4 protein-coding genes and 1 pseudogene are annotated in these 4,792 nt (G+C 39.6%); 4 read left to right on the plus strand and 1 reads right to left on the minus strand.

Annotated features, from left to right (window positions below; genetic code table 11):
* Positions 1-205 precede the first annotated feature (205 nt).
* The 3 genes and pseudogenes from AC1DSE_RS30340 to AC1DSE_RS30350 all read left to right on the plus strand — a co-directional run bounded on the left by AC1DSE_RS30340 (position 206) and on the right by AC1DSE_RS30350 (position 3,382).
* Complete coding sequence (locus AC1DSE_RS30340; RefSeq protein WP_076270361.1) at positions 206-400, plus strand: hypothetical protein; 195 nt, start codon at positions 206-208, stop codon at positions 398-400.
* A 176-nt stretch (positions 401-576) separates the two neighbouring features.
* A pseudogene (locus AC1DSE_RS30345) lies at positions 577-661 on the plus strand (DUF3934 family protein); the annotation flags it as partial.
* Positions 662-1,015: 354 nt separating this feature from the next.
* The gene (locus tag AC1DSE_RS30350) at positions 1,016-3,382 is read left to right on the plus strand and encodes a putative bifunctional diguanylate cyclase/phosphodiesterase (RefSeq protein WP_477528709.1); all 2,367 of its coding nucleotides are present in this window, start codon (positions 1,016-1,018) and stop codon (positions 3,380-3,382) included.
* 65 nt (positions 3,383-3,447) lie between these two features.
* Here the strand turns inward: AC1DSE_RS30350 and AC1DSE_RS30355 are convergent, their stop codons facing one another.
* Entirely contained in the window at positions 3,448-4,092 is a 645-nt protein-coding gene (locus AC1DSE_RS30355) for a GntR family transcriptional regulator (protein ID WP_477509997.1), read from the minus strand.
* 352 nt (positions 4,093-4,444) lie between these two features.
* On the opposite strand from AC1DSE_RS30355, the gene AC1DSE_RS30360 reads away from it, so the two are divergent.
* Positions 4,445-4,792: transporter substrate-binding domain-containing protein (locus AC1DSE_RS30360; RefSeq protein ID WP_477528710.1), on the plus strand; the 348-nt coding region annotated here is incomplete at its 3' end.

Consider the following 4,792-nt stretch of genomic DNA (forward strand, 5'->3'; position numbering starts at 1 on the left):
ATTTAATAGTATAGAGAAGGATAAATAGATTGGGGCAGCATTTGTTAATGGTGCGTAAACATTTTTGGGAATATTCAGAAAACTTTAAAATATACTATAAACGATAAGAACAGAAACAGCTAGAATGATTTTATGCTTTTCCTCCTATTTTTTTCATAAAATCTTAATGTTCTTGCTCTATAATCGAATTAAGGGAGTGATGGGAATGATCTCTTCTTACTTCAATGAATGGCTGGATGAATATAATGATTATATGAGATTATACACGCTTTTTGGCGACGAGTATTACCTCGAACAAGCTGGTGAAGCGTTAGCTGCGTTAAAGGCTTTGGTCCTTAGAGCTGAGCGCCATAAAAATATTCTTCGGAAAATCATGAGCGATAAGGTTCATGTTTATTAAGAATAACAAACGAAGAGCATAACGAAATTTAAAATTTAAAAGCCATCATAAGAATCCAAGTGCAGGATTAATGGTATACTGATAAGTAATGATAACGAGGAACAAGATTCTGATAGATGCTTTAGCTGCATTTTATGAGGTTTAACTCGGCATAGAAGACATGATGGAGTGATAATATGAGTAGTACAAAGGGTAAAGGCGGAACCGGCAGAGGAACGGACAAAAAAGGCTGGAATCGCTGGCAAGCAGGGGAAAAGAAGAAGTTAGCGAAAAAGGTGTTTGGCAGAAACCAAGGTGCTAAAGGCGCTGAAGGTGAAAAAGGTAAAACGGACGATAAAAATACGCCTAATGCTAAAAGCGCTAACATGACTAAAGGCAGTACCGCATTTAAAGGTGGAAGCGCGGCTAAGGGCAGAAAATAGAAATAACAAAGAGCAATCTGTGCGTGAGCCATGATGCTCTTATGAAACGAAAGACGGTTAGACAGGGAAGCTCTCTGTTTAACCGTCTTTTTCTCGTTGTCCTGCCGATATTTAAGTTTTATAATGGTACTATTGCTTGGATAAAAATGTGAATTGTATTTTTGAATAATGTTCAGCGAGGTGGCTTCATCATATGAGTGACTATCAATCCATAATGCTTCTTCTCTTCTTTATCTTTCCCGTCATGTATATGATTGACACCGCTTTAGTTATTATAAGACGAAACGCTAAGCATATTGAGAATCGTCTTGCCTTTCTTACCATTTGTTTGCTGGCGAGTATGATTTTTTTTCAATACCTCGAGCAGCTGTTATCTGCCGAGTATGCGCTGAATATTTCTGCTTATATGGTTTACCCAGCTTCTATAGCCGCGGTAAGCATGAGCGTTTTGCTTCATCTCACGGCAACAAACAGTTATCATCGGCTTTCTCGATGGAGCACCATAGGCATAGCTTTTATACCCTTTATAATGTATTTTCTGCTTCTAGCCATAAGAGGAAGAGAATATTTGCTTGAAGGGGTTCGTATAGAAGGTTTTTGGAAGCAAATCGAAGTTGCTCCAGCTATGACTGTTATTTATGGTTTTTTGGTCATGTATTCATTGCTTAATATAGCTATTTGTTTAATAGCCCATTATAAAGCGAATAATAACGTTGATCGCAAACGATTTATGATACTGCTAAAAGCCAATTTATTTTACCAGTTGGCAACGATCGGGGTCTTAATTGTATATACTGCTTTCTCGCCCTATGTTTATATTTCAGATTCAGTCATTTTTTTGACAACTATAATATGGAGTATTTCACTTCGTGTCTATATGAAAAATGATTTCCTGCCTTCTACATCCAAAAAATATGAGCTGCTTTATCATTTTTCCCCAACCGCCATCATTATGATCGACAAAAATATGATCATGAAGGAAGTAAATCCAGGTGCGCTTCGTATACTTGGATTTGAGAAGGAAGAGGAGCTGGAAAATCGCTCTTTATCTGAATTCATCGTTATGAACGAACGCAAAGACATGGAGGAAGCCTTTGCTGCTTCCTTTCCGAAGGATGCATGGAGAAACCGTGAGCTGACCATAGTGAATCGAAAAGGCCAGAAACGTGCGATTTTGGCTGATACGGAAATGATGGCTGAGGGTAAGGATTGGTTTTTGTTAATGGTCATTCGGGATATTACGCAGCAGCAGGAAGAGTCGCGTCTCATACATTTTTTGGCACATCACGATACATTGACTAAGCTGCCTAACCGCTATCATTTTAATCGAGAACTGGAAACTTCGTTGAAAGCTGTGAAATCATCAAAAGCGCTGCTCGGAGTCATGCTTATCGATTTGGATCGCTTTAAGCTGATAAACGATACGCTTGGACATCAGTTTGGTGATCAGGCTTTAATTGACGTTGCTCAGCGCCTGCGTCAAAATGTGGACCATCGGCATTTGCTTGCCCGCCTGGGCGGAGATGAATTTATTATTTTAATTAAAGAAGCGGAAGAATATGATGAGATCGTATCGCTTGCAGAAAACATTCATCTAGCCTTTCAGCTGCCGATTACGCTTCAAGGGCAAGATTTCTACTTAGGCGGCAGCATTGGAATTAGTGTCCATCCATTTGATGATGACAGCTCTGATGGGCTTATCAAGAGGGCAGACATTGCCATGTACAATGCGAAACATAGCGGAGGCAATCAGTATCGTTTGTATACGAATGAGATGATTGCTCTAGTACAGCGGGACGTCAAGCTGGAGAAGCATCTTCGCAAAGCACTGAAACGCAAGGAATTTGTTCTCCATTATCAGCCGCAGATTAATTTGGCAAGCGGACAGCTGATAGGGGCGGAGGCGCTTATTCGCTGGCAATCGGTAGAGCTTGGCATGGTGCACCCAGGAGAATTTATCACGCTGGCGGAGCAAACGGGATTAATTAATGAAATCGGACAATGGGTTATTGCGGAAGCTTGTCAGCAGGGTAAACTGTGGCAGGAGCAAGGCTGGAATGATTTTATGCTATCGGTGAACGTTTCGTCGAGACAATTCATGCAGCCAGATTTCGTAAACAAGGTTCAGGAGATTTTGCGCAGCAGTGGCCTTGAGCCTGATCGGTTATGCTTGGAGATTACGGAGAGCATGGTCGTTAATAATTTAAATGTAGCTAGAAAGATGCTCGATGAGCTTGTTGCTTTAGGTATACATATCGCCATTGATGATTTTGGTACAGGTTATTCCTCATTAAGTGTGCTAAGGCAGCTGCCGATTGCTATTATCAAAATTGACCGCTCCTTTATTACTGATATGGATGCCTATCAAGGTGGCTTATCCATCGTGAAGACGATTGTGTCGATGGGGCATGACCTGCAGAAGCAGGTGGTTGCTGAGGGCGTAGAAACATTGGATCAATATGAACAGCTAAAGCAGCTTGGCTGTGACAAAGCGCAGGGTTATTACTATCATAAGCCGCTCCCATTGCTAGAGTTTAATAAACTATTAATCGCTAGGTGATAGGTTCGAAAGTACATAAACGAAGGCTGCCAGCTTCAAGCTGGCAGCCTTTTTTTGGTATGTCATTAGAGCATCTCGGTATCAATAATGCGCCAGTGATGCTTAAGTGTAGCTTCCAAGGCTTCTTTATCCTTCTCTTTGAACAAGTTAAGAATTTTTCGATGCTCCGCATTTACTTGCTTTAGCACGTTTGCGAGCTTTGGTTTGTCTTCACTTGCATAGGATTGACGAATAAAGCTGTTTTTTAATGAATTCAACGTTTCAATTAATACAGGATTATCGCATTTTTTTATATAAATATCATGGAAGTTATATTGGTCCATATGATAATCGGAAAAATACAGCTTGCTAATATCAAGATCAATTTTGTCGACAAGCCTTTCCATTTCGGTGAAGTCAGGCTGCTGAAGTAAATCAATACATAAGGTAGCAGCGAGTGCATCCAACACTCCAATAATTCGGGAAAAATCGAGTTTTTTCTTGGAATCGAAGGCTTTGACAGTGAAGCCGCGTCTAGGTAAATAATCTAGGAGATTGTCGGAGGATAGTTGAAATAATGCTTCTCTGGTAGGCGTACGGCTTATATCTAGTTTTTTGCAAATTTCAGCTTCATTAACTTTTTGATTCGGAAGTAATGTGCCATCTTGGATTTTTTGAGCGATATACTCGTAAACATGGTCTTTTAACGATTGGTATTTAGGTGATTGCATGTAGGTTCCCCTGTTCTAACTTACTTTAATGAGGTGAAGTTGTTTGCTGTATAACTTTTATATGGGTTAGAGAAATGGCTTAGTTGAATGAACATGCATTCGTACAGTAGATGATTTCACTATTTTATCATCTGATCCAGATATTAGACAAGCGTATGAATATGTCGAAAGGTGTCATAATAACTCACATCGAAATAACAATTTTTAATAGATTCATAAAAAAACATTGTAGATAGTGGAAACCGATGTTATAATTACTACCATCATATATGTATATTGTATACAGATTTAACTCCGTATTCAATTCGGGGGATTTTAGACTAAATCAGATAATGAATTGGGAGAGATGGAAATGAAAAAGAAATTATCATTGCTGCTTATTTCGGTTATGGTCGTCCTTTCGGCATGTGGTCAAAACAATAAGGAAAATACGCCAGCTGCAACGAACAATAACGCGGCAACAGATCCTCCAGCAGTAGAGAAAACAACGCTTACCCTTGGTACAAGTGCCGATTATGCACCCTTTGAGTTCCATAAGATGATAGACGGTAAAGATACGATCGTTGGTTTTGATATCGAAATTGCTAGAGAGATTGCGAAAGATATGAATGCTGAGCTCAAAATTCRAGATATGGACTTTGATGGCTTGCTGCTCGCACTTGATACAGGAAAAGTGGATATGGTTATTTCAGGTCTGACA

This window comes from Paenibacillus sp. 01L418, from assembly GCF_056400045.1.